The sequence below is a fragment of the Sphingomonas sp. BE138 genome, assembly GCF_031456125.1.
In the GTDB taxonomy this organism is placed as follows: Bacteria; Pseudomonadota; Alphaproteobacteria; order Sphingomonadales; family Sphingomonadaceae; genus Sphingomonas.
On the sequence record NZ_JAVDUC010000005.1, the window covers coordinates 133,761 to 158,584 of the forward strand.

A 24,824-nucleotide genomic window follows, 5' to 3' on the forward strand; every position below is an offset into this window, starting at 1 on the left:
CGCGCCGGGAGCCGCGTGGCAACGGAAGCGCCACGCGGGTGTAGCTCAATGGTAGAGCAGAAGCTTCCCAAGCTTACGACGAGGGTTCGATTCCCTTCACCCGCTCCACATTCGCGCTGAACCCAGATCACCTGCGTCGCCGCCCTTTCCGCCGCGTCGAGGCATGATCCCTCCGTGCCGCTCGAACGCGTTCGCTGCGTTGCTTTTCCGCGATCTACTGGCACCGCTTCCCGTCGGTCCGCCGATGCGAGCAGACGAATGACATAGCAATCCCTGTTGGCGGTTGGGACGCGGCGAGCACGGACGGACACGGAGGACGGCATCCCCGCGCGAGGGTGGGCTGCTACGGACGCCCATGCGCCTGACGGGTGGCGATCATGAGGGGAGGACCGATGCCATGACGCTGCTGCGCGCCGCTGCCCTGCCCGCCGCAGTCACACTCGGCACGAGCGCTGCCGCGCAGACGGCGGCCGATGCGCGCACCGCGCTCGTACGGTTCGGGGTACCGCCGCGCGGGTGTCAATCGCGCTGTCCGCCGCGCCGGACGCGCGATATCGCGTGCGCGTCGCGCGCGACCGCCTCGCGATCACCGCGTCGTTGCCGGCGGCAGCGGTGCGCGGAGCCGACGCGGGATCATCCTGACGGTGAGAAGCCGGCGATGTTTCCGCGACACGTGCTTCGAGGGGATCGGCACGACCGGTTGCGATATGGCGCAAGCAGTTGATCGGGCTTCACTTCATGTCTTGGCAGGGCCGTTCCGTTAGCGCTATCGTAAGCTCATAAGCAGTGGGAGAGAGCGGTTGCGCAAGCAGTACCGGCGGATGGCATGCGCGCTGGCAGCGCTGACGATCCTGAGCGCCGCGAGCGACGCGCCGGGCGCGAACCCGATCATCCGCGACAAGTTCACCGCCGATCCCGCGCCGCTGGTCGTCGGCGACCGACTGTACCTCTACGTCGGGCATGACGAAGCGCAGCGCGACGAAATGTTCAACATGAAGGAATGGCTGGTCTATTCGACCACCGACCTGAAGCATTGGACCGACCATGGCCCGATCATGCGCGTCGCCGACTTCACCTGGGCGAAGGCGGATGCCTGGGCATCGCAGGCGATCGAGAAAAACGGCAAATTCTGGTTCTACGCCGCCGTCGAGCACGACAAGACGCATCCGGGCAAGGCGATCGCGGTCGCCGTCGCGGACTCGCCGACTGGGCCGTTCCGTGACGCCAAGGGTTCGGCGCTGATCACCAACGAGATGACGCCCAAGGGCACGCACAGCTGGGAGGATATCGATCCGACCGTGCTGACCGACGACGACGGCACGACCTGGATCGCGTGGGGCAACCGGCAATGCTATATCGCGCGGCTGAAGCCCAACATGATCGAGATCGACGGGCCGATCACCGAGATCACCCCGCCGCATTTCGAGGAGGGGCCGTGGCTGCACAAGCGCGGCAAGCTCTATTACCTCACCTATGCCTCGCTCGACCGGTCGAAGCACCGCGACGAGAAGGTGTCCTATGCGACCGCCCCGTCGATCCGGGGGCCGTGGACGTATCGCGGCGAGCTGACCGGTTCGGGCAAGTACAGCTTCACGATCCACCCCGGCATCGTCGAATATCGGAAGAACTGGTACCTGTTCCTGCACAACGCCACGCTGGCGATCGGCGACCTGAACGGCGCGATCGGACGGCGCGCGGTGACCGTGGAGCGGCTGTACTACAATCCGGACGGCACGATGAAGCCGGTCGTCCAGACCGACGCGGGCGTCAGCGCCCCGCCCCGCCGCTGACCCGGCGAACCGATCACGTCGCGCATCCGAAAATGGGAGCGCTATCTTCAAGGGAGAGAGAAGCCATGACGATGCAGTTCGGAAAAGGAAGGATGTACGTGTCGCTTGCGGCGCTGGCGCTGGGCGTGGCGACCATGGCCGCGCCGGCGCGCGCGCAGGACGACCGCATGACGCCGATCGCCGCACCCGCGCAGCCCGATGCGATCACGCTCGACACCGGGCCGCTGCCGGACGCGAAGAACAAGGAAGCGTGGCACCGGCAATATAACAGCACCTTCGCGCGCAACGTGACGGTCGCGACGCTGACGCCGTTCCTGCCTGCGCCGGGCACCGGAACCGGCGCGGCGGTGGTGGTGGCGCCGGGCGGCGGGTTCCGCACGCTGTCGATGGAGAACGAGGGCTGGGACGTGGCCAGGGCGCTCGCCAAGCGCGGCGTGGCGGCGTTCGTGCTGAAATACCGGCTGAACCAGACGCCCGCCGACATGGCGGGGTTTGAGAAGTCGATGGCGGAAATGTTCTCCGGGTCGGCGCCGCGTCCGCGCGTCGAGCCGATGGCGATGACCGCGCGGCTGGGGCCGCAGATCGCCGACGCGCGCGCGGCGTTCAAGCTGATCCGCGCGCGCGCGGGCGAGTGGAAGGTCGATCCCGACCGGGTCGGGATGATCGGCTTCTCGGCGGGCGCGATGCTGACCATGGCGACGGCGCTGGCCGGGCAGGATGCGAAGCCGGCGTTCATCGCCGACATCTACGGCCCGCTGGGCGCCGTCGACGTGCCGGCCGACGCGCCGCCTTTGTTCGTCGCGCTGGCGGCGGACGATCCGTTCTTCGCGGGCGACGGGATCGGGCTGATCGACCGGTGGCGCGCGGCGAAGCGGCCAGTGGAGTTCCACCTGTACGAACAGGGCGGGCACGGCTTCGGCATGTACCAGAAGCCGACGACGAGCACCGGGTGGTTCGATGCCTATGTCCGGTGGCTGGGGATGCACGGGTTGCTGGCGGCGAAGAAATAGGGGGCGTCGCGTCCGGCGGATCGGCATGCGCGGTGGCGTATGGCTCGGTCGCCGGACCGGAGGCACGGACCTACGGTCGCCCCTGCGCAGGCAGGGGCGACGATGTTCGGGTGCCCCCGATCAGAAGCGGAAGCGGAGGCCGAGCGAGTAGAAGCGGCCTTCCTCGCGCACGTCGACCGGGTAGCCGGCGTCGGCGGCGAAGTTGCGGAAGTTGCGGAACGGCTGCGCCAGGATGTTGGTGACGTCGGCGGTGAAGGTGATATTCTCGAACGGCGTATAGGCCGCCGAGAAATCGAGCCGCGAGATCGGCAGGACCGATACGCCCGCGAACTGCGCCTCGCCCGGGTTGCGGGTGAAGCTGTCGACGTAGCTGGAGCGGCGGTTGTACGACAGCCGCGCGGAGACCGGTCCCTTTTCGTAGAAGCCGGTGATGTTGTACGTCCACTTCGACACGCCGGTGATCGGGACGATCGGCGCCGCCTCGCCGAGCGCCGAGGGCAGGCGGTTGGTACCGTCGAGATAGGTGACGTTCAGCTGCGTGCCGAAGCCGCTGAGCAATCCGGGCAGGAAGTCGAAGAAGGTCTGGAAATTGGCCTCCGCGCCCTTGATGGTCCCGGCCCCGGCATTTTCGGGGCGCGACACCTGAAGCCGGCCGTAGGTCGGGTCCTGCACGATGGTGGTATAGGTGCTGATGAAGCCGAACAGGTCGCGGTAGAAGACAGAGGCGGTGAACGACCCGGTCGGCGCGAAATACCATTCGAGCGTGGCGTCCCAGTTGTTCGAGGTCAGCGGCACGAGCCCCGGGTTGCCGCCGCTGCCGCTGGCGTCGAACGCGGCGCCGGTCGCGGTATTGCGGGTGATGTTGAACGCGGGGTTGAGCTGCGAGAAGGACGGACGCGTGCGCGTTTCGGTGTAGCCGAGGCGTGCCTGAAGCTTCGGCGTGAACTGCAACCGCGCGCCGAACGACGGCAGCACGTCGACGTAGTTCTGCCGATTCACCTGCGACAGGAACGAGATCGCGCCGTCGGTGACCAGCCGCGTGACCCCGCGATAGGTGCCGTCGTTGTTGACGACGCGCACGCCGGCGGTGCCGTCGATCTCGACACCGCCGACCTCGAAATCGTAATGCGCCAGCGCATAGGCGGCGTAGGTGCTTTCCTGCGCGCGGAACCCGCCGTCGGGGCGCAGCGCGATCTCCTCCTGCGCGAAGCGCGCGACGCTGTCGCGCAGGTCGACGTTGTTGGGATCGCGCGCGATCAGCCGCGGGCCGACCGAATAGGTGAGCGCGCGCAACGCATCGAAGTTCGAGCGGATCGAGGCGCGCGACGGCATCAGCCAGTTGCGGAACTGCGCGGCGGGCTGTCGGAAGCCGTCCTGCACCGTCTCGAGCTGCCCGGTCGGCAGGCTGGCGAGCGGGATGCCGAGCGCGTCGGTGGCGAGATAGCGGTCGCCCTGCTCCAGCCGCCCGGTGCGCGAGACCCAGCGGACGCCGAAGTCGAGCCGCTGCACGACCGGCAGATCGGTGTCGAGCTGCAGGTCGGCACGCCATTGATGCCCGCTGCCGCTGGCGTGGTATCGCTTCTGATAGAAGCCGCGCCAGATGTAGTTATCCGGGTTGAGCGCGTCGAAGCCGGGGAAGGTGAAGGACGCGCCGCCGTCGCGGTCGAACTCGACATCGGTCCGCGGCGACGAGGCGAAGCGCGCGTCGAGGCTGTATTCGAGCTGCGAATAGGTGCTGTAGGTGTAGGCGTAGTCGCTGCTGATCCGCGCGCGGTCGCCCTTCCAGATGAAACCGATCGCGCCCTGGTAGGTGTCGGTGCGGTCGTTGAAGGTCGAGCGGAACTGCTGCGGCGCGAGGCCGCCGGTCTTGGTCAGGCTGATCACCTTGCGCGGATCGTCGGGGTCGAGCACGACGTTGCTGAGCGTCGGGCGGGTCCCGTTCTGGCCGGGCAGCGCGAGCGTCTCGGCCTCGAGCAAGGCGGTGAAATTCTCGTTCGACTGTTCGCCGCGATACGCCTGCCACAGGCCGTCGGCGTAGATCTCCAGCCGGTCGCTCGGGCGCCATTGCAGGCTGCCGTTGAGCGACGGGCGCGTGCGCGTTCCGGTCGCGAAGTAATTGCCGACCGAATTGGGGATACGGAACGCGGTGCCGACATCGGGGGTGGCGACGGTGAGATCGTCGGTGAGGTTGTTCACGTCGCCGACCGGGGTGCGCGTCGTCTGATCGTTGAAGCGCACCGCGTTGCGATAGCGGGTGCGGGTGATCGCGAAGTTCACGAGCGCGCCGATCTCGCCGATGCCGGTGTCCCAGCGATCGGTGATCAGGAGGTTGCCGACCGGATCGAGCTTGCCCGACTGGTCGTTGTAATTGCCGCGGATGCCGCCGGCGATCTCGAAACCCTTGAAGTCGAACGGGCGGCGCGAGCGGACGTTGACGAGGCCGGCGAGCCCCGGCTCGATCAGGTCGGCGGTGCCGGACTTGTACACCTCCAGCGCGGCGAGCGCGCCGGCGGGGAAGTCCTGCAGCGCGACGCCGCGATTCTCGGCGGTGAAGATCTCGCGGCCGTTGAAGGTGGTGGTGACGTCGGGCAGGCCGCGGATCAGCACGCCGTTGGCCTCGTCGGTCGAGCGGTTGACCTGCACGCCGGTGACGCGCGCCAGGGCCTCCGAGGCGTTGTTGTCGGGCAATTTGCCGATGTCCTCGGCGACGACCGCGTCCAGGATCGAATCGGAATTGCGCTTCAGTTCCTGCGCCGAGCGCAGGCTGGCGCGCACGCCGGTGACGACGATGTCGTCCGCGGCGGGGCCGGGCGCGGTGGTGGCGGCGGGCGGCGGCGACGCCGCGCTGTTCTCGGGCGGAAGCGGTGCCTCCTGCGCGGCGGCAAGGGCCGGGACGAAGGCCGACCCGGTTAGCAGAATCGCCCGAAACACGCTCGCTTTCACACCATCTCTCCCGCTGCCGCGACCTCGCTCGCGACTATTATTTATCCGACATAATCGCGGGATCCGGCGACCGTCAATATCACGGTCGCTTTACACAGGGTGCCACTTGCAAGATATTGCACCGGCCTATCGATAGGTTAGCAAGGTAGCGCGGGCGCCATGCCCTCGGGGCGAGGCGCGGTCGCTTGTCCTACATTTGCCTTGGATCGCCGGCACGCAGGCGATAACCGACGCCGAGTTCGTTGGCGATCACGCTGCCGATCGGCGCCGGCGCTTCAAGCTTTTGACGCAGGTTGCGGATGACGATGCGGAGGTATTCGACCCGCGCCTCCTCCTCGCCGGTCCAGGCGGCAGCGAGGATCTTCTCGTGCGTCAGGACGCGGCCGATATGGCGCGCGAGCAGCGCGAGCACGTCATGCTCCTTGCGGGTCAGGTGCACCTCCGCACCGGCACGGGTGACGGTGCGGCGGTCGAGGTCGATCGCCAAATCGCCGCGGCGCACGATGCCGCCGGGCACCGCACCGCCACGGTGGCGCAACGCGACGCGCAGCCGCGCGAGCAGCTCGTCGCTGTCGAACGGCTTGGTGACGTAATCGTCAGCGCCGAGATCAAGGGCTGCGACCTTTTCGGCGGTCGCCTCGCGCGCGGAGACGACCAGCACCACGGTGTCGCCGGCGCGGCGCAGCAGCGGGATCAGCGACAGGCCGTCGCGATCGGGCAGCCCGAGGTCGAGCAGCACCGCGTCGCACGCGCCCGCGGCGGCGAGCGCCGCCTGCGCGTTCATCGCCTCGACCACCGCATAGCCGGCGCGCTCCAGCGTGTTGCGCAACAGGCGGCGGATCGCGACGTCGTCATCGACGACCAGAACGGTGGCGGGCATCAGGCGAGCTCCTCGGGCACGGGGTCGCGCACGATCAGCGCGCGCGGGACGATCAGCGAGAAGGACGCGCCGCTGCCGTCCGGGCGGTTGCCGGCCTCGACCGTCATCCCCATCGCCTCGGCGAACGCCTTCACGATGGCAAGGCCGAGCCCGGTGCCGCCGACGACGCGGTCGGAGCCTTCGAGGCGGCGGAACATCTCGAACACTTCGCCCTCGCGCCCCGGCGGCAGGCCGGGGCCGCGATCGAGCACCGACAGGCACAGGCGATCCAGGCGGTGGCGACCCTCGACCACCACCTCGCTGCCCGCGTCGCCGTAGCGCCCGGCATTGTCGAGCAGGTTGAGCAGGATGTGGTGGAGCAATTGCGGATCGGCGCGCACCAGCGGCAGGTCGGGCGGCACGTCGAGGCGGACGGCGCGGCCGTGCAGCGCGCGACGCGCGTCGTGCGCGGCGCCAGCGACCGCATCCGACAGATCGGTCGCCTCGACCGCGAGCGTCAGCGCGCCGGCCTCGATCCGCGCCATGTCCAGCAGGTTGGCCACGAAGCGGTTGAGCCGCTGCGCCTCGGTTTCGATCGTCGCGATCAATTCGGGGGTTGCGCCGTGGTGCAGCTCGGCGGCGGCGGCCATCACCGCGGTGAGCGGCGTGCGCAGGTCATGGCTGACCGAGGACAGGAGCGCGGTGCGCAGGCGGTCGCGGGTGCGCACCGATTCGACATCGCGGATCTCCGCCTCCAGCCGCAGCCGTTCGAGGACGAGCGCGGCCTGATCGATCAGGCTGGCCAGCAACGGTCGTCGGTCGGCGCGGATCGGCGCACCGGCATCGGCGTCGGCGATCCCGAGCACGCCAACGCGCCGCTCGCCCGCGCGCAGCGGCTGGAACAGCCATTCCGAAGCGGTGAGCGTACCCGAGCCGCGTCCGGCGGCGGTGGCGTTGTCGAAGGCCCATTGCGCCGCGGCCATGTCGACGGTGTCCAGCCGATAGTCGGGGCGGGTCGCGGCGAGCACCGACAGCCCCCCGCCGTCCCCCGATCCTTCAGGCGTCAGCAGCAGCACTTCGACGTCGAACAGGCGGCGCACGTCGTCGGCGATGATTCGCGCCGCCTCGGCAGCGGTCTTCACCGCGGTGAGACGGTGGAGGAAGCCGGCGAGCGTGGCGTTGGCGCGCGCGCTGGCGGCGGCCATGTCGGCCTGCGCACGGACGCGCGAGGTCAGCTGGCTGGTGGCCGCGGCGACGCCGAGCAGCACGAAGATCGAGACGACGTTCTCGGGATTGTTGACGCTGAGCGTGCCGGTGGGCGGCAGGAAGAAGAAGTTGTAGGCGAGGCTGGACGCGATGCCGGCGAACAGCCCGGTTCGCAAGCCGAACAGGCTGGCCGCGGCCATCACCGGCAGGAGGTATAGCAGCGCGACATTGCCGAGGTCGAGAATGTGGAACAGCGCGCCGGCCGCGGCGGTGACCAGGGCGACGCCGAACAGGGTGAGCAGATAGCCGTACGGGCTGCCCCAGCCGCCGCGCCGCTGCGGCTCGCGCACGGTGGCGGCGGGCGCCTCGACCGGCAGAACGTGGACCGCGACACCGGGCGTCTCGCGCACCAGCCGGTCGACGACCGAGCCGTGGCGCAGCTCGAACCAGCGCGAGCGCTTCGACTTGCCGAGGATCAGCTGCGTCGCGCGCGCATCGGCGACGAAGGTGCGGATCCCCTCGGTCACCGAGGTCGCCGGGACAGTTGCGACCGATGCGCCGAGCTGGGTCGCGAGCGTCATCGTGCGCGCGATCCGCGTGTGCTGCGCGTCGCCGAAATGCGCCACGCGCGGGGTTTCGATGAACACCGCGGTCCACGGCGCGCGCAGCGCATCGGCGGCGCGCTTGGCAGCGCGGACCAGTTCGTCGGCGCCGGGCAGCTCGCTGACCGCGACCACGATCCGCTCGCCGCCCGCCCAGGTGCCGCTGACACCGATCGCGCGGACATGGTCGAGCATCTGCGCGTCGACCGCCTGCGCGGCGCGGCGCAGCGCCAGTTCGCGCAGCGCCGACAGATTGGGCTTGGAGAAGAAATGCGCGAGCGCGCGCGTCGCCTCCTGCGGCAGGTAGACCTTGCCGGCCTTCAACCGCTCGATCAGCTCGTCCGGGGGAATGTCGACGACTTCGATCTCGGCGGCTTCGAGGATGCGGTCGGAAACGGTCTCGCGGACGCGGACGCGCGTGAAGCCGGCGACGACGTCGTTGAGGCTTTCGACGTGCTGGATGTTGACGGTGGTATAGACGTTGATGCCGGCGGCCAGCAGCTCCTCGACATCCTGGTAGCGTTTGGGGTGGCGGCTGCCCGGCGCGTTGGTGTGCGCGAGTTCGTCCACCAGCGCGAGGCGGGGGGCACGGGCGAGGACCGCGTCGAGGTCCATCTCGTGGAGCGTGCGGCCTTCGTAGGCGATCGCGCGGCGCGGGATCACCTCCTGGCCACGCACCAGCGCCTCGGTCTCGACGCGACCGTGCGTCTCGACCACCGCGACGACCACGTCGGTGCCGTCGCGGCGGCGCGCCGCGCCCTCCGACAGCATCTCGAACGTCTTGCCGACGCCGGGGGCGGCGCCGAGGAAGATCTTCAGCCGTCCCCTGCCCTCCTGCGCTGCGGCGCGCAGCAGGGCGTCGGGATCGGGACGCGGATCGTCCGCCGCCGTCATCGCGGCGCGGCGGCGTCCAGCGCGCGGTTGAGCGCCAGCACGTTGACATGGCGGTCGCCGAGCAGCGGATCGTCGATGGCACGGGCGACCAATGCGCGGACCTGACGCTCGGGCAGGCGGCGGACACGCGCGATGCGCGGCACCTGTGCGAGCGCGGCGGCGGGCGAGAGGTCGGGGTCCAGCCCGGACCCGCTGGCGGTGAGCAGGTCGGCGGGGATCGCACCGGTCACGCCGTCGCGCCGTGCGGTGGCGACGTCGGCGCGCAAGCGATCGGCGAGCACCTGCGACGTCGGGCCGAGGTTGGAGCCCGACGACGCCTGCCCGTCATACCCCCTTCCGGCCGCCGAAGGGCGGGTGTGGAAATACCGGTCGCCGACGAACGCCTGCCCGACCACCGCCGAGCCGATCGTGCGGCCGGAGGCGTCGCGGATCAGGCTGCCGTTGGCCTGCGAAGGAAAGATCGCCTGGGCGATGCCGGTCATGGCGAGGGGATAGACGAGCCCGAGCAGGATCGCGAACAGGATCGTCATCACGATCGCGGGCCGCAGGGCGGTGCGGAGGTCGGTGTTCATATCACGGTCCTTCGAAGGATTACGCCAGCCCGGCGCCGGTGACGAGCAGGTCGATCAGCTTGATCCCGACGAACGGCGCGACGAGGCCGCCGAGGCCGTAGATCGCGAGGTTGCGCGCGAGTAGCGGGCCGGCAGCCATCGGGCGGTAGGTGACGCCGCGCAGCGCCAGCGGGACCAGCATGGGGATGATAAGCGCGTTGAAGATGATCGCGCTGAGGATCGCGGACTGCGGCGTGCCGAGGTGCATGACGTTGAGGACGCCAAGGCCGGGATAGAGCGCGGCGAACATCGCCGGGATGATCGCGAAATATTTGGCGACGTCGTTGGCGACCGAGAAGGTGGTCAGCGCACCGCGCGTCATCAGCAATTGCTTGCCGAGCCCGACGACCTCGATCAGCTTGGTCGGGTCGCTGTCGAGGTCGACCATGTTGCCCGCCTCACGCGCGGCCTGCGTGCCGGTGTTCATCGCGACGCCGACATCGGCCTGCGCCAGCGCGGGGGCGTCGTTGGTGCCGTCGCCGCACATCGCGACCAGCTTGCCGCCTTGCTGCTCCTGCCGGATCAGCGCCAGTTTGTCCTCGGGCGTGGCCTGGGCGAGGAAATCGTCGACGCCCGCCTCGGCGGCGATCGCGGCGGCGGTGAGCGGATTGTCGCCGGTAATCATCACGGTGCGCATTCCCATCGCGCGCAGTTCGCCGAAGCGTTCGCGGATGCCGGCCTTCACCACGTCCTTCAGGAAGATCGCGCCGAGCAGACGCCCGCCCCGCGCGACCGCCAGCGGCGTGCCGCCGGCGCGGGCGATCTCGTCGGTGATGCGGCGCAGCTCGGTGGCCGCCGCGGTGGTGCCGGTGCCCGGATTGGCGCGCAGGATCGAGTCGACCGCACCCTTCTGGATCAGCGTGTCGCCCAATTGCACGCCGGAGATGCGCGTCTGCGCGGTGAAGGGGATCACCGCCGCGCCCTCCGGAAGCGCCGTGACGGCGACACCGCGTTCGCGTGCCAGCGCGACGATCGAACGCCCCTCCGGCGTTTCGTCGGCGAGGCTGGCGAGCAATGCGGCCTCGGCCAGTTCGGCCTCGGTCGCGCCGCCGACCGCGCGGAACTGGCTGGCCTGGCGGTCGCCGATCGTGATCGTGCCGGTCTTGTCGAGCAGCAGCACGTCGACGTCGCCCGCCGCCTCGACCGCGCGCCCCGATTTGGCGAGCACGTTGAAGCGCACCAGCCGGTCCATGCCCGCGATCCCGATCGCCGACAGCAGCGCCGCGATCGTGGTCGGGATCAAAGTGATGAGCAAGGCGGCGAGGATCGCGACCGGGATGCTGCCGCCCGCATAGGAGGCGAAGCCGGGGATGGTGCCGACCGCGATCAGGAAGATGATCGTCAGGCCGACGAGCAGCAGCGTGAGCGCGACCTCGTTCGGCGTCTTCTGCCGCTCCGCACCCTCCACCAGCGCGATCATGCGGTCGAGGAAGCCCTTGCCGGGCTCGACGGTCACCTTCACCCGGATCTCGTCGGAGATGACGCGCGTGCCGGCGGTGACGGCGGAGCGGTCGCCGCCGGCCTCGCGGATGACGGGCGCGCTTTCGCCGGTGATCGCGGCTTCGTTGACCGATGCGACGCCGGCGATGACCTCGCCATCGGACGGGATCAGGTCGCCGGTCTCGACCAGCACCACGTCGCCGATGCGCAAACGGCTGGCGGGGACCTGTTCGGTGCCGGCGGCGGTGAGGCGCCTGGCCGTCAGCTCGGCCTTGGCGGCGCGCAACGACGCGGCCTGCGCCTTGCCGCGGCCCTCCGCCAGCGCCTCGGCGAAGGTGCCGAAGAGAACGGTGAGCCACAGCCAGACGACCAGTTGCAGCTTGAACCCGATCGCCAGATCATCGTGTCCCACGACGAGCAGCAATGTGAGCAGCGCGGCGACGGCGGCGGTGACGAACATCACCGGGTTGCGGATCAGCTGCCGCGGGTCGAGCTTGGTGAAGGAGGCCCTCACCGCCGGCCCGACGAGCGCGGCGGTGAACAGGCTGGCGGATTGCTTTGCCATGTGGATGGTCCGGATCAGAAGGTGTGGGCGCGGATCATGGCGAGGTGATCCGCGATGGGGCCGAGCGCGAGGCCGGGCAGGAAGGTGAGGCCGCCGAGGATCAGAATGATTCCGACCAGCAGCCCGACCCACAAGCCGCCCGTGGTCGGGAACGAGCCGGTGCTGGCGGGCACGACCTTCTTGGCCGCCAGGCTGCCGGCAATCGCCAGCATCGGCACGATCACGAAGAACCGCCCCAGCCACATCGCGACGCCGAGCAGGCCATCGTACCACGGGGTCGCGGCGGTCAGACCGGCGAAGGCGGAGCCGTTGTTGGCGACCGCGCTGGTGAAGGCGTAGAGGATCTCCGAGAAACCGTGCGGCCCCTTGTTGAGCGGACCCGCCAGCCCCGGTGCCGCCACCGACGAGAGCGCGGTGAGCCCGAGGATGACGAGCGGCAGGACCGCGATGGCGAGCACCGCCAGCTTGACCTCGCGCGCCTCGATCTTCTTGCCGACATATTCCGGCGTGCGCCCGACCATCAGCCCGGCGACGAAGACGGCGAGGATCGCAAAGAGCAGGAAGCCGTAGATGCCGGCGCCGACGCCGCCGATCACGACCTCGCCCAATTGCATGTTGAATAGCGGGATCATCCCGCCAAGCGCGGTGAAGCTGTCGTGCATCGCATTGACCGCGCCGCATGACGCGGCGGTGGTGACGGTGGCGAACAGCGCGGAGGCGGCGATGCCGAACCGCACCTCCTTACCCTCCATATTGCCGCCGGCGATGCCGAGATGGTGGGCGAGCGGCGTGCCCGCCGCCTCCGCCCAATAGGTAACGGTGGTGCCGGCGACGAACAGGATCATCATCGCGGCAAGGATCGCCCAACCCTGACGCGGGTTGCCGACCGCGCGGCCGAACGTCCACGTCAGCCCGGTGCCGAGGACGAAGATCGACAGCATCTGGATGAAGTTGGTCAGCGCATTCGGGTTCTCGAACGGGTGCGCGCTGTTGGCGTTGAAGAAGCCGCCGCCGTTGGTGCCGAGCATCTTGATCGCTTCCTGGCTGGCGACCGGCCCGAGCGTCAGCGTCTGGCGCGCGCCCTCCAGCGTGTCGACCACCGCGCTGCCCGCCAGCGTCTGCGGCACGCCCGAGGCGACGAGGAACAGCGCGTAGACGACCGAGACCGGCAGCAGGAGGTACAGCGTGACGCGCGTCAGGTCGGCCCAGAAGTTGCCGATCGTGCCCTTGCCGGCGCGCGCGAAGCCGCGGAACAGCGCGAAGGCCAGCGCGATCCCGGTCGCGGCCGACAGGAAGTTGTGGATGGTGAGCGCGAGCATCTGGCTGAGGTTCGACATCGTCGCTTCCCCGCCATAGCTTTGCCAGTTGGTGTTCGCGACAAAGCTGATCGCGGTGTTGAACGACAGATGCTCGTTCACCGCCGGCAACCCGCCTGGGTTGAGCGGCAACAGCGCCTGCGTCCGCAGCAGGGCATAGGTGAAGAACACGCCGGCGAGGTTGAACAACAGCATGTGGACAGCGTAGCGGCGCCAGCCCTGCTCGGCGGACGGATCGACACCCGACAGGCGGTAGAAGGCACGCTCGACGGGGCCGAGCACGAGGTGGAGCGGCGTGCGGCGGCCCTCGTAGAGCGCGAACAGCCACAGGCCGACCGGCTTGGCGAGCGCCAGCAGGATCGCGACGAAGGCGAGGATCAGCGTCCAGCCCTGGATGGTCATAAACGACGCCCCTTCAGAAGCGTTCGGGGCGGAGCAGCACCGCCACGAGATAGACGAGCAGCCCCACCGCGACGAGCGCGGCGAGCGTGAGGTCGAGGGTCATGCGCGCGTCTCCCTCATGCGCGATCGCACAGGCGGACATAGGCGAGCGTCAGCGCGCCCAAGCCGGCCAGCACGGCGAGCCAGATCAGATCCTGCATGGTCGGTGCCCTTTCAGAAGGCGGCGGAGAGGGAAGCGACGAGCGTCGCGCCCGCGATGCTGCCGCGCCCGTCCTGCCCGCGGCTGAAGCTGGGCTGGAGATAGCGCGCCGCGCGGGTGGAGATGTCGGTGTCGACGTAGGAAAGGTTGAAGGTCAGGGTGCGCCACGTCACGTCGGTGCCGACCGACCAGTCCCAGTAATCGCCGGTCGGTGACACCGCGGTAGCGTTGGGACCGAGCCCGTCCTGCCCGTGGCTGTGCCCGACATGCGCCTTGACGGTGAACGGCGTGCCGGTGACCGCGAGCGCGCCGTCACCCCAGAGATAGAGGTTGTCGCCCTTTGCGCCGGGGGACGTATAGGTGCCCGCCGCGGCATCGGCGCCGGTGGCGTACCATTTGCCGAGCGCCTGCTGCTCGGGCGCATAAGCGACTGCGGCGGTCAGCGTCGCGGGGCCGACGGTGCCGGTCAGCTTCGCGAACGCCTCCGCATAATCGGTCTTCGCGGCGCCGCCGGGGTACATGTACCAGGTGAGCCCGGCGTCGAGCGTGGCGTCGTTCGCGACCTTCGCACGGTAACCGCCGATCAGGTCGAGTTCCATGTTCGCGCCGCCGAACGTACCCCAGCCCGCAAGGTTCGATGCCCAGACGCCGGCATAGACGCCGGTGTCGTGCGCGAGCGTCAGACCGCCCTGAACCGCGGGGCGGCCATCGGACTGCGACACGCCGCGCAGGCGGTAGTCGGTGGCGAGCGTCGCGGTGCCGCTAGCGGTGAGGCGCGGCGCTTCGGCGGCGGCGGCGGTGCCGGAAAGGCCGAGCGCGGCGAGCGCCGCGGCGGCACGGAGGATGGTCATTCCTGTCCCTCGAACAACGCGCCGCCCCGTTCGGGGGCGGCTTCAAGGACAGGCGATTAGGCGCGGATCGCGTTGTTATTCGAGAGCGATTCCGGGGTTTCGCATATAGCCGGCGTATAGCGCGGGTTCGCGCGCCGGCTCCGTGGCGGCATGGCGCTCCGCCTGCGCGCGATACCCGCGCGCCATGTGACGGAGAAACGCCCCGTCGCCGCGGGTATCCAGTTGGGCGGCGAGGCGATAATAACGCTCCGCCTGTTCATGGAGATGAAGGGCAATCGATTTCACGACCTGCCAGTGCCAAACCGGCGGGTTCGTTCCCTCGGATCGCCAATCTGGGTTAGGTTGCGGTCTTCGCCCGGCGCCGGAAACGGTGCAGCAGCGGTTCGGTATAGCCGTTCGGCTGTGCCGCACCCTCGAACACCAGCGCGCGCGCCGCCTGCATCGCGAGGCTGTCCGCGGTGAGCGGGCGATAGGCCGGGTCAGCGGCGTTCTGCGCATCGACCTTGGCGGCCATGCGCGCGAAGGCGGCGTCGACCTGATCGGGCGTGGCGATGCCGTGGAGAAGCCAGTTGGCGATGTGCTGCGACGAAATGCGCAGCGTCGCACGGTCCTCCATCAATCCGATGTCGTGGATGTCGGGAACCTTGGAGCAGCCGACGCCCTGATCGATCCAGCGCACGACATAGCCGAGAATGCCCTGCGCATTGTTGTCGAGCTCGGCGGCGATCTCGTCCGCCGACCAATGATGTCCGGCGGCGAGCGGGATCGTCAGCAGATCGCCGAGCGGCGCGATCGGCTCCGCGGCGCGCGCGCGCTGGCGGGCAGCAACGTCGACCAGATGGTAGTGCGTCGCGTGGAGCGTCGCGGCAGTCGGCGACGGCACCCAGGCGGTGGTCGCGCCCGATTGCGGGTGCGCGATCTTCTGCTCGAGCATGTCGCGCATCCGGTCGGGAGCGGCCCACATCCCCTTGCCGATCTGCGCCCTGCCCGACAGCCCGCAGGCCAGCCCGATCCGGACGTTGCGATCCTCATAGGCGCGGATCCACGCGGCGTCCCTCATCTCGGCCTTGCGGACCATCGCCCCGGCCTGCATCGCGGTGTGGATCTCGTCGCCGGTGCGGTCGAGGAAGCCGGTGTTGATGAACACGACGCGATTGCGGACCGCATGGATGCAGGCGGCAAGGTTCGCACTGGTGCGGCGTTCCTCGTCCATCACCCCGACCTTGATCGTGTGGCGCGGGAGCGCAAGCAGGTCCTCGACCGCGTCGAACAGGCGGTTCGTGAACGCCGCCTCGTCCGGGCCGTGCATCTTCGGCTTGACGATGTAGATCGCGCCGCTGCGTGAGTTTGCGCAGCGATCGTGGAGCGCGATCAGCGTGGTGAGCGCGGCGTCGAGGATGCCCTCGGGCGCCTCCGCCCCATCCGGCAGCAGCAGCGCGGGGGTGGTCATCAGGTGGCCGACGTTGCGGACGAACAGCAGCGCGCGGCCGGGCAGCGTGAAGGCGCTACCGTCCGGCGCGGTATACCGGCGGTCGGCGGCGAGGCGGCGGGTGACGGTGCGGCCGTTCTTCTCGAACGTGTCGGCCAGATCGCCGCGCATCAGCCCGAGCCAGTTGCCATAGGCTGCGACCTTGTCGGCGGCATCGACCGCGGCGACCGAATCCTCCAGGTCGCAGATGGTGGTGAGCGCGGATTCGAGGATGACGTCGGCGAGCCCCGCGGGATCGGTGGCGCCGATCGGATGCGCGCGGTCGATGACCAGTTCGATATGCAGCCCGTGGTGGCGCAGCAGCCAGTTGTCTCCGGCGCGGCCCGCAAGGTGCGCGGGGTCGGCGAGCGCGGGGGTGTCGCCGCGCCAGTCGCGCCAGCTGCCGGCGGCCAGCGGAACCGCGCGGTCGAGGAAGTCGCGCGCCCAGGCGATGACCTGCGCACCGCGCTCCGGATCGTAATCGGCGTCGGCCGGCGCGCCGGGGATCGCGTCGGTGCCGTAAAGCGCGTCGTAGAGGCTGCCCCAGCGCGCATTGGCGGCGTTGAGCAGGAAGCGCGCGTTGAGAACGGGCACGACCAGTTGCGGCCCGGCGATGCGCGCGACCTCGTCGTCGACCACGCCGGGCGCGATCGTGAACGGCGCGGGTTCGGGGACGAGATAACCGATCCCGCGCAGGAACGCCTCGTAGCCGGCCTGCGGTGCGCCGCTGCGGTGCCAGTCGTCGATGCGCGCCTGGAGCGCATCGCGGGTGGCGAGCAACGCTTCGTTCTCGGGAGCGAGGCGGGCGTAGAGGTCGGCGAGGCCCGGCCAGAAGGCGTCGGGGGCGATGCCGGTGCCGGGCAGCGCGCGCTGCTCGACGAAGGCGGCGAGTTCGGTGGCGACGTGCAGCCCGGCGCGGTCGGTGTAGCTTTCGGTCATCGTCGGCATCCTCCTGCCCGCCGACATAGAAGGCTTGCGATCCTGTCGGTAGACAGCGAAGGTTCGAAACATCTTTTCTCCGGAGGAACGGATCGCTGGACCCTGACTACGTCCTGTTCGCCCGCGTGATGGAGGCAGGCAGCCTGTCGGCGGCGGCGCGCGTGCTGAACATCTCGCCTGCGATGGCGTCGAAGCGGCTGGCGCGGCTGGAGGCGCGGCTGGGCGTGCGGCTGATCCAGCGGACGACGCGACGGCTGGCGGCGACCGACGCGGGCGAGCGGTTCCATGCCGATGTGGTCGCCATCCTGGGCGCGATCGCGGCGGCGGAGGCGCGCGCGGCCGGGGCGCGCGACGAGCCGGCGGGGGTGCTGCGCGTGTCGGCGCCGACCTCGTTCGGGCGGCTGCACATCGCCCCGCACCTGCATCGCTTCCTTGATGCCGCGCCGCGTGTCGAACTGGAGCTGAACCTGACCGACGCCAACGTCGACCTGATCGGCGAGCGCGTCGACGTGGCGGTGCGGATCGCGGCCGAGATCCCGCCCAGCCTGGTCGCACACCGGCTGGGTAGCAGCCAGCGGCTGCTGTGCGCGGCGCCGGCCTATCTGGCGGAGTACGGCGCGCCGCGCACCATCGGTGAGCTGGCGAAGCAGCGCCTGCTCGCCGCCGACGGGCAATGGCCCTGGCGGCTGGTCAACGGGCATCGGCGCCGGCAGGTCGACGGGCGCAGCCATGTGCGCACCAATTCGAGCGAGATCGTACGGGAGCTGGCGCTGGCCGGTGTCGGAATCGCCCTACGCTCCGTCTGGGATGTCGGCGACGCGCTGGCGGACGGACGGCTGGTCCCGGTGCTACCCGGCTGGGAGGGGCCGCGCGATCTGGGCATCCACGCGATCCACCCACGCGCGCCGGCGGTGCCGGCGGCCGTGCGCGCGTTCGTCGACTTCCTGCGCGGGACGCTCGACCCGGCGCCGTGGGAGCGGCCGGCCGGCCAGGATCAGGTGGCGCGAGCCGCCGCGCCGCTCGTCGACACCGGAATGGCGATCCGGCAGCGGACGCCATCGTTCCCCAGCGTGAACGAGGTGCGCGCGCCGAGCTGATACGGCAGCGCACGCTCGATCAGTTCCCGCCCCTCGCCCGAGCCGAGCGGCGCGGCGTCGCTGTCGGGCATCGTCACGCCGCTTTCGTGCCAGTCGACGTGCAGCCACGGATCGCCGTCCGCACCCGGCTCCACCGTCCAGACGATCGACAGCCGCGCGCCCGGCTGCCCGAGCGCACCGTATTTCACCGCGTTGGTCGCCAACTCGTGCAGCGCCATCGCCAGCGTCTGCACCGTCGAGGAGCGCAGCCGCACCCCCTTCGGCCCATCGCATGCCACCTCTCCCGCCTCGCCGTCGAGCGCGGCGAGTTCGGCGCCGAGCAACGTGTCGAAGGTCACGCGGTCGCTTTCGTCGAGCCGTGACAGCAATTGCTGCGCGCGGACGAGCGCCTGCATCCGGTGGCCGAAGCGCTGGTGGAAGTCGACGAGATCGCGGCTGGAGCGCACCGCTTTGTCGGCGAGCACCTGGACGACCCCGATCAGGTTGCGGGTGCGATGCTGAAGCTCGGCGACGAGCACCTTCTGCCGCTCCTCCCATTCGCGGCGCTGCGTCACGTCGACCATCGCGCCGATCATCCGCACCGGCTGCCCCTGATCGTCGAAGAAGAAGCGGCCGCGCGCCGAATGCCAGTGGACCGAACCGTCCGGATGGACGGCGCGGAACTCCTGGACGTAGGCGGGGCCGCCCCCCATTGCCGCCTCCATCCGCGCCTGCGCCTCGGGTCGATCATCGGGATGGAGCCGCGCGAGCCAGGCCGCGTAACCCGGCTCCACCGCGCCGACCTCATACCCTTGCAGACGGTAATGCTCGTCGGACCAATGCACGTCGCCGGTGGCGACGTTCCAGTCCCATAGCCCGACTCCGCCGACCTCGACCGCGCTGCGCAATCGTTCCTCGCTGCGCGCCACCGCGTCGCGCGCCAGCCGCGAGGCGGTGACGTCGGCGGTGATCCCGCCGATCAGCGTCACGCGCCCATCGTCGTCGCGGATCGGGAAACCGGTGGTGCGCAGCCAGCGCGTCTCGCCATCCGCGACGCGGCGGATGCGATAGTCGAAGCCGATATGCTCCCCACCCTGCACGCGCGCGATCGCACGCTCGACCGGGCCGCGATCCTCCGGCAGCACGCGATCGAGCCAGTCGCGATAATGGTCGCCCGCCATGGCCGCGCGACGCGACCAGCCGTAGATGGTGCGAAACGCCGGGGTCATGTAGCGCCAGCGCAGCGTCGCGGCCTCGCGGATCCACAACACGTCCTGCGACGCATCGCCGAACTGCCGCAGCAAGGCCTCGCGCTCGCGCAGCGTGGCCAGCGCGTGCCGCTGCTCCGTGACGTCGAAGACCACGCCGTGGATCATCGCGGTGTTCGGCCCGTCGGCACGCCCGCGCCACCGCAACCAGCAACCGGCGGTCGGCCCCGCGACGATCTCGACTTCGCCGTCGAACTCCGCGCCGGGTGCGATGCGGCGCGCCGCCAGCCGCTCGATCGCCGCGACGCCCTGCGGCGAAATCCGTGCGAGGAAGTCGGCGAACGGGCGCGGCTCGTCGCCTGGCGGCATCCCGCACAAGGCGAAGAAGCGCGCATCGCCGCGCACCTCGCGCGCGGCCAGATCGATCCGCCACGCCCCCATGCCGCCGCCGTCGAGCGCGATGCCGCGCAATTCCTCGCTTCGGCGAACCACCTCCTCGGCGGTGCGGCGCGCGGTGACGTCGATGCCCGTGCCGAACCATTCGACGATATTCCCCGCATCGTCGCGGATCGGGATCGCGCGCGACAGCGCCCAGCCGATCGATCCGTCGCGACCGTAGACGCGATGTTCGAGCTCGTACGGCGTCCTGCCCTCGATCGCCGCGGCGATCGCCGCGAAGACCGCGCCGCGATCGACGGCCGGAATGAAGCGCTCGACCCAGTTGCCGGTCGGTTCGGCAACGTCGTCCACCATGCCGCGCCCGTCGACGTAGAGCAGCTCGCTCCAGTCGGCATTCATCCGGTAGAGCATGTGGCTGCCGGTCGCGACCAGCATCCGCAGCCGCGCCTCGCTGTCGCGCAACTGCGTGACGGCGCGGCGATGCTCGGTCACCTCGACCAGTGTCTGAAGGGCACCGACGACCGCGCCGGCGGCGTCGCGGACCGGCGACCAGCCGATGTCGAAGGCGCGCCGCTCGAAGACGCCCTCGGCGTTGCGCACCGCGACCTCCAGCCCGGCGACCGACACCGACCCGCCGGCGCGAACCGTCGCGAGCCGCTGCGCCGCGTCCGACGAATAGATGTCCTTCCAGCCGGCGGTCGCCGAATGACCGAGCAGCGCCGGATGGCGGTCCCGCGCGATCGCAATATAGGCGTCGTTATAGAGTTGCAGGTGATCGTCGCCCCACAGCAACGTCGCGGGGCCGGGCAGCCCCAGCATCGTCTCGACCGTGGAGAGCAGCTCGGCCGGCCAGCCGTGGATCGCGCCGAGCGGCGTGGCGGCCCAGTCGAAGGCGCGGATGCGCTCCGCCATCTCACCGGTGCCGAACGGGCGTGTCATCTGCGGCATGGCCCTTTCGACACGCGATCATTAAACCTTGTCAAGACAGGCGTTGTAGCGCGTGGCGGCGACAGCCGCATCGACGCGGCGTTCGCGCCCACACGGGCCGCCGCGCGATACGGTGCGCGAGGTAGGCCGCCCGCTCCGCCGCGCCGCATGACATGGCGGCAGCGGCGGCGTTTCTCCCGCGTCGGATCAGGACGCTGTGGGTCGCTTGATCACGCGCGCAGCGACGAAGCGGTCACTGCACCTGCGCCTGCTGCACCGGGACGATCGGCAGCAGGACCGCGCTGGCCTGCGCGCCCCCGCGCTCGATCGTCACCGTCGCCTTCCGATAATCGCCAGGCTGCGCGTAGAAGATGTTCTTCACGTACGTCTGCGGGTTGCGGTCGTAGAGCGGGAACAGCGACGACTGGACCTGCACCATCACGCGGTGCCCGGGCTGGAAGACGTGGTTCACGGTCGGCAGGCGGAAGCGGTAGCGCTGGACCTTGCCGGCCGGGATCGCGCTGGGCGCGGAAAAGCTGTTGCGGTAGCGACCGCGGAAGATGTCGAGGCTGATCGGCAGCTGATAGCCGCCCATCTTCGGGTCGGTGGCGTTTTCGGGCGGCAGGACGTCGATGATCTTGACCACGAAGTCGCCATCGGTGCCGGTCGTCGCCGCATAAAGGTCGGCGATCGGCGCGCCGGACACGCGCATCGGCTGCGTCAGCACCGGCGTCATATAGGTCAGCACGTCGGGGCGGCCGTCGGCGTGGCGCTGGTCGCTGACCAGCCAGTCACCCCAGCGGCCGTCGTTGAAATTGACCGGGCGCGGCAGGTGCGGGACAGGCTTGGCGGGATCGGAGACGTACGCGTCGCCGCCGGTCGCGCCCTTCGCCGCGGCGAGGCCGCCGTCCGCCTGGAGGTACATCGGCGTCAGCGGCGCGGCGCAGCCCTGTTCGCACGCGAGCGGCCACGTCGCGAAACGGTCCCAATGGTTCTCGCCGGTGTTGTAGATCGCGGCTGCGGGCAGGTTCGCGGGTGCGGCATCCTTCAGATACTGGTCGAACAGCGGCAGCACCATCTGCTCGCGGAATTGCGCGGCGGTGTCGCCGTTCCACTCAAACGGGCCGAGGCTCCGCCCCTCGCGGTTGATCTGGCTGTGTCGCCATGGCCCCATCACGAGGAAGTTGTTGCCGGTCCTGCCCTTGGCCTTCAGCGCCTCCCACGCGGTGATCGCGCCGTACATATCCTCCTGATCCCACAAGCCCTGTTCCCAAAGCGTCGGCACGTTGGAGGGATTGGCGGCGAGCAACTTGTCGAGCGCCTGCCCCTGCCAGAAGGCGTCATAGGCGGGATGCTGCGACATGCGCGTCCAGTACGGCAGCTGGTCGTAGCCCGACTTCTTCGCCCAGTCTCCCGCCGAACCGCTCCGGAAATTGTCGTAGTCGTCCCACCCGCCGGTCGGCGGCAACGCCCCGCCCGACTTGTAGCCGGTCTGCCCGCCGAGCCACGCGATATTGGCAAGGCGGAACGCGCCGTAATGGAACCAGTCGTCGCCCATCCAGCCGTCGATCATCGGGCTTTCGGGTGCAGCGACCTTCAGCGCGGGGTGCGGGTTCAGCAACGCCATGACGACGGTGAAGCCTTCGTAGGACGAGCCGATCATCCCCACGCGGCCGTTCGATTGTGGCAGGTTCGCCTTGTTCACCAGCCAGTCGATCGTGTCGTACGCGTCGGTGACGTGATCGACTTTCGTCGGGTTGAGCGGGCCGATCACGGGGCGCGTGACGACGTAATCGCCCTCCGACCCGTATTTGCCGCGGATGTCCTGATAGACGCGGATATAGCCGCCCTTCACGAAGATCTCGTCGGCGAGCGGCAGCGCGTTCAGCATCGAGGGGCTGTCGCTGCGATTCGCGCGCGCCGACGCGTTGTAGGGCGTGCGGGTCAGGACGATCGGTGCGTTGGCGGCGTTCTTCGGGATGACGATGACGGTGTGGAGCCGCACACCGTCGCGCATCGGGATCATCACCTCGCGCTTCTCGTAATCGTTGGCGGCGGTTGGCAGGACGAACTTGGCCGGGATATCGCCGGTGGCGGGCGGTTGCTGGGGCGCCTGCGCCGCGATGGTGGCCAGGGCGATCAGCGGCACGGCGAGACGACGCATGGAGAAACTCCGGCAGAATGACTGACCCGGTCCTGTGGCCTACACCCGGCGCGACGGCAAGCGGCGCATGAGGGACTGGTAAGTCCGCGAGGGCGCAGGCATGATGAAAACCAGTTTTCAAAAACAGGCACGGTCGAACGTGCCATCATGGGAGAGGAACCGCGATGAAGGTAACCCGCAGGCAGGCGCTGGGCGCCGGGGCCGCCGCCGGTGCGATCGCGGGGGCGCCCGCCACCGCCGCGCCGTCGTCGTGCGGCTATGGCACGCACGCGGGCGGTTTCCGCCCGGTCCGCGTTCCCGCACCGGCGGCCTTCACGCCCGACTGGCGATCGCTGACCAGCGGCTACACCGTCCCCGACTGGTTCCGCGACGCCAAGTTCGGGATCTGGGCGCACTGGACCGCGCAATGCGTGCCGGCGGCCGGCGACTGGTACGCGCGCAACATGTATCTTCAAGGGTCGACGCACTATGCGCATCACCTGAAGACCTACGGCCATCCCGCCGACACCGGCTTCATGGAGATCCAGAACCGCTGGAAGGCCGAGAAATGGGACCCGGTGCGGCTGATCGACCTCTATCAGAAGGCGGGCGCGCGCTATTTCATGGCGCTCGCCAATCACCACGACAATCTCGATTGCTATGCCTCGACGCATCATGGCTGGAACAGCACGCGCGTCGGGCCGAAGCGCGACATCGTCGGCACCTGGGAGCGGCTGGCGCGCGAGCGGGGCTTGCGGTTCGGGGTGTCGAACCACTCGGCGCATGCCTGGCACTGGAACCAGGCCGCTTATGGCTACGACCCCGAAGGGCCGCGGCGCGGCGAGCGCTATGACGCGTTCCGGCTGACGAAGGCGGACGGCCGCGGGAAGTGGTGGGAGGGGCTGGACCCGCAACAGCTCTACACCGGGCGCGACGACATCATGCCGGACGGCATCGAGACGATCCTGGAGGCCGATGCCTGGCACGAGGCGCACGACCGGCTGTGGAACGAGGGCACGCCCGCCAGCGCCGCGTTCGTGCGCAACTGGTACCTGCGCTGTCAGGAACTGATCGACCGCTACAAGCCCGACCTCGTCTATTTCGACAATTTCGATCTGCCGCTGGAACAGGCCGGGCTGGACATCACCGCCTATTTCTACAACCGCAGCATGGCGTGGAACCGCGGGCGGCTGGAGGCGGTCGTCACCGGCAAGAACATTCCGCCGCAGCGGCGTACCGGCATCGTCGACGACGTCGAGCGCGGCGGCAAGACCTATATCGAGCGCTTCCCGTGGCAGACCGACACCTGCATCGGCGAATGGCATTACGATCAGGCCGTCTACGACAACGACCGCTACAAATCCGCCGCCACCGTCATCCACACGCTGTGCGATGTCGTCTCGAAGAACGGCAATCTGATGCTCAACGTGCCGCTGCGCGGCGACGGGACGATCGACGACAAGGAAGAGCGGATCGTCGAAGGTATTGCCACGTGGATGCAGCGGTACGGCGCGGCGATCCATGCGACGCGACCGTGGCGCGTCTTCGGCGAAGGGCCGCGCAAGTCCGGCGGCGGGTTGTTCTCGGAGGGCGGGCCGACGTCGCTCTACGGTCCGAAAGACGTCCGCTACGTCACGAAGGCGGGCAAGCTGCACGCCCTCGTGCTCGGCTGGCCCGAGGACAACGTCGTACGGCTGACGTTGCTGGCCAGGGACGATCGCGTCGGCCGCGGGACGGTGGAGCGGGTCACCCTTCCCGGCAGCGATGCGCCGCTGCGGTTCCGGCGCACCGCCGAAGCGCTGGAGGTGGACGTGCCCGCCGAGCGCCGCAACGACATCGGTGTGGCGCTGATCCTGTCGGGCGCGGGGCTGACCGAGGGATCGGTGGCTTAACGCACGATAACGGACGCATTCAGGACCGGCTCAACCGCGCCCGCGAATACGGATCATCGTCGCAGCCGATCCCGGTGTCGCGAC

The 24,824-nt window shown here is 69.6% G+C and carries 15 protein-coding genes and 1 tRNA gene; 5 read left to right on the forward strand and 11 right to left on the reverse strand.

The window, feature by feature from the left end:
• Nucleotides 1-34 precede the first annotated feature (34 nt).
• The 3 genes from J2Y58_RS08835 to J2Y58_RS08845 all read left to right on the forward strand — a co-directional run bounded on the left by J2Y58_RS08835 (nt 35) and on the right by J2Y58_RS08845 (nt 2,800).
• Nucleotides 35-108, forward strand: a tRNA-Gly gene (locus J2Y58_RS08835).
• Nucleotides 109-800: 692 nt separating this feature from the next.
• The gene (locus J2Y58_RS08840; protein ID WP_310101678.1) at nt 801-1,790 is read left to right on the forward strand and encodes a glycoside hydrolase family 43 protein; all 990 of its coding nucleotides are present in this window, start codon (nt 801-803) and stop codon (nt 1,788-1,790) included.
• Nucleotides 1,791-1,882: 92 nt separating this feature from the next.
• Nucleotides 1,883-2,800 (forward strand): alpha/beta hydrolase, encoded by a 918-nt coding sequence (locus J2Y58_RS08845; protein WP_310101988.1) that lies wholly within the window; start codon nt 1,883-1,885, stop codon nt 2,798-2,800.
• A gap of 120 nt (nt 2,801-2,920) precedes the next feature.
• On the opposite strand, the gene J2Y58_RS08850 is transcribed toward J2Y58_RS08845, so the two are convergent.
• The 9 genes from J2Y58_RS08850 to J2Y58_RS08890 all read right to left on the reverse strand — a co-directional run bounded on the left by J2Y58_RS08850 (nt 2,921) and on the right by J2Y58_RS08890 (nt 17,095).
• Nucleotides 2,921-5,731: a TonB-dependent receptor gene (locus J2Y58_RS08850; RefSeq protein WP_310101683.1), complete on the reverse strand. Its 2,811-nt coding sequence runs from the start codon at nt 5,729-5,731 to the stop codon at nt 2,921-2,923.
• Nucleotides 5,732-5,933: 202 nt separating this feature from the next.
• Nucleotides 5,934-6,623, reverse strand: a complete 690-nt coding sequence (locus tag J2Y58_RS08855) for a response regulator transcription factor (RefSeq protein WP_310101687.1) — start codon at nt 6,621-6,623, stop codon at nt 5,934-5,936.
• Nucleotides 6,623-9,304, reverse strand: coding sequence for a sensor histidine kinase KdpD (locus J2Y58_RS08860; protein WP_310101690.1), 2,682 nt, complete (start codon nt 9,302-9,304; stop codon nt 6,623-6,625). The genes J2Y58_RS08855 and J2Y58_RS08860 overlap by 1 nt, the downstream gene beginning before the upstream one ends.
• Entirely contained in the window at nt 9,301-9,876 is a 576-nt protein-coding gene (kdpC, locus tag J2Y58_RS08865) for a potassium-transporting ATPase subunit KdpC (RefSeq protein ID WP_310101693.1), read from the reverse strand. The genes J2Y58_RS08860 and kdpC overlap by 4 nt, the downstream gene beginning before the upstream one ends.
• Nucleotides 9,877-9,895: 19 nt before the next feature.
• Nucleotides 9,896-11,920: a potassium-transporting ATPase subunit KdpB gene (gene kdpB / locus J2Y58_RS08870; RefSeq protein WP_310101696.1), complete on the reverse strand. Its 2,025-nt coding sequence runs from the start codon at nt 11,918-11,920 to the stop codon at nt 9,896-9,898.
• A gap of 14 nt (nt 11,921-11,934) precedes the next feature.
• Entirely contained in the window at nt 11,935-13,638 is a 1,704-nt protein-coding gene (gene kdpA / locus J2Y58_RS08875) for a potassium-transporting ATPase subunit KdpA (RefSeq protein ID WP_310101699.1), read from the reverse strand.
• Between the two features lie 13 nt (nt 13,639-13,651).
• The gene (kdpF, locus tag J2Y58_RS08880; RefSeq protein ID WP_310101702.1) at nt 13,652-13,741 is read right to left on the reverse strand and encodes a K(+)-transporting ATPase subunit F; all 90 of its coding nucleotides are present in this window, start codon (nt 13,739-13,741) and stop codon (nt 13,652-13,654) included.
• Between the two features lie 110 nt (nt 13,742-13,851).
• A complete protein-coding gene (locus J2Y58_RS08885; protein ID WP_310101704.1) occupies nt 13,852-14,688 on the reverse strand; it encodes a TorF family putative porin in 837 nt (278 codons plus the stop codon).
• A 337-nt stretch (nt 14,689-15,025) separates the two neighbouring features.
• Nucleotides 15,026-17,095, reverse strand: coding sequence for a malate synthase G (locus J2Y58_RS08890; RefSeq protein ID WP_310101707.1), 2,070 nt, complete (start codon nt 17,093-17,095; stop codon nt 15,026-15,028).
• Nucleotides 17,096-17,190: 95 nt separating this feature from the next.
• Between J2Y58_RS08890 and J2Y58_RS08895 the strand changes: the two genes are divergently transcribed.
• Nucleotides 17,191-18,192 (forward strand): LysR family transcriptional regulator, encoded by a 1,002-nt coding sequence (locus J2Y58_RS08895; RefSeq protein ID WP_310101990.1) that lies wholly within the window; start codon nt 17,191-17,193, stop codon nt 18,190-18,192.
• Here J2Y58_RS08895 and J2Y58_RS08900 read toward each other — a convergent pair.
• Nucleotides 18,090-20,726, reverse strand: a complete 2,637-nt coding sequence (locus J2Y58_RS08900) for a PAS domain-containing protein (protein WP_310101710.1) — start codon at nt 20,724-20,726, stop codon at nt 18,090-18,092. The two genes, J2Y58_RS08895 and J2Y58_RS08900, sit on opposite strands and share 103 nt — an antisense overlap.
• Nucleotides 20,727-20,958: 232 nt before the next feature.
• Nucleotides 20,959-22,869 (reverse strand): CocE/NonD family hydrolase, encoded by a 1,911-nt coding sequence (locus J2Y58_RS08905; protein ID WP_310101712.1) that lies wholly within the window; start codon nt 22,867-22,869, stop codon nt 20,959-20,961.
• A gap of 164 nt (nt 22,870-23,033) precedes the next feature.
• Here J2Y58_RS08905 and J2Y58_RS08910 point away from each other — a divergent pair, with 164 nt between their 5' ends.
• Nucleotides 23,034-24,740: an alpha-L-fucosidase gene (locus tag J2Y58_RS08910; RefSeq protein ID WP_310101715.1), complete on the forward strand. Its 1,707-nt coding sequence runs from the start codon at nt 23,034-23,036 to the stop codon at nt 24,738-24,740.
• The last annotated feature ends 84 nt before the right edge of the window (nt 24,741-24,824 follow it).